Source organism: Oleiphilus sp. HI0128 (genome assembly GCF_001635365.1).
This window is the reverse complement of sequence record NZ_LWGG01000316.1, coordinates 1-934: the sequence shown is the minus strand read 5'-3', so window position 1 is coordinate 934 and position 934 is coordinate 1. Positions and strand designations below refer to the sequence as shown.

The window sequence follows — 934 nt, the reverse complement described above, 5'->3', positions numbered from 1 at the left end:
AACAATAGGTCATCAATTTCTTGCTCTTCGTTTACTGGTTCTGCTTCAAGAATTAGCTCTCCAGCAGGTAGGTCTAAAGTAAACTTAGCGCCCTCGCCGGGAGTTGATTCAACCTCAATGCTACCTCCGATCTGTTGCGAGAGCAGGTTGACGTAATATAAGCCCAGGCCGACACCATAATGTTCTCGATTGTGTTCGTTATTTAATTGCCCGACTTCGGTAAAGACCCGCTTATGGTCTCGCGGGTCTATTCCGATGCCTGTATCTGATACTTCAAAGATAATGCGTTGTCCGCTAGTGGGGTTGAAGTCAGTGTTAAGGCGAATGTTGACGCTACCGCTTTGAGTGAATTTGATGGCATTATCAACAAGGTGCTGCAGCATTGAATAAATTTTCTTTTCATCGCTTAGCATTGTTAGGCCATCAGGGTAATCAATTGAGAAGTCCAAGCCTTTTTCAAGCGCTGCTTGCCTGAAGTTGGTTTCGAGCTTTAAGGCGAGAGAGCTGATATCGAAGTTTTTTGATATCATTCCCTGAGCGCCCAGAGAGGCGCTGGAGATATCGATCAGGGTTGTAATAATTGCGTTGATCTGGTTAGTGCTTTCAAATATTCGGCTAAGGGCATCGATACCAGATTTACCCAAAGGAGTCTCTTCGTCTTTTTTCTTCAGGGCTTTTGAAAAGCCAAGTATTCCATTGAGAGGGGTTCTGAGTTCATGGCTCAAGGTTGTTAAAAAACGGCGTCGAGACTCTTCTGCTTTGCCCAGATTTTCTTCCGTTGCGATTGATTGGGCAAAGCGATTAGCGGTATCGCATAGCATTTTGTAGTGCTTGATTTTACTTAGTAATTCTTTATGGCTAACAGGAGGGTGTATAATTTCGTTGCCGCCTGCTCGATAGTATTTTTCCTTGTCTTCGATGCTGGCCTTGTCAG

General features: G+C 44.4%; 1 protein-coding gene. It reads right to left on the bottom strand.

The genetic code is table 11. From position 1 onward, the window contains the following. The coding region (locus A3763_RS04005) for a HAMP domain-containing sensor histidine kinase (protein WP_197482749.1) at positions 1-934 on the bottom strand (934 nt) is incomplete at both ends.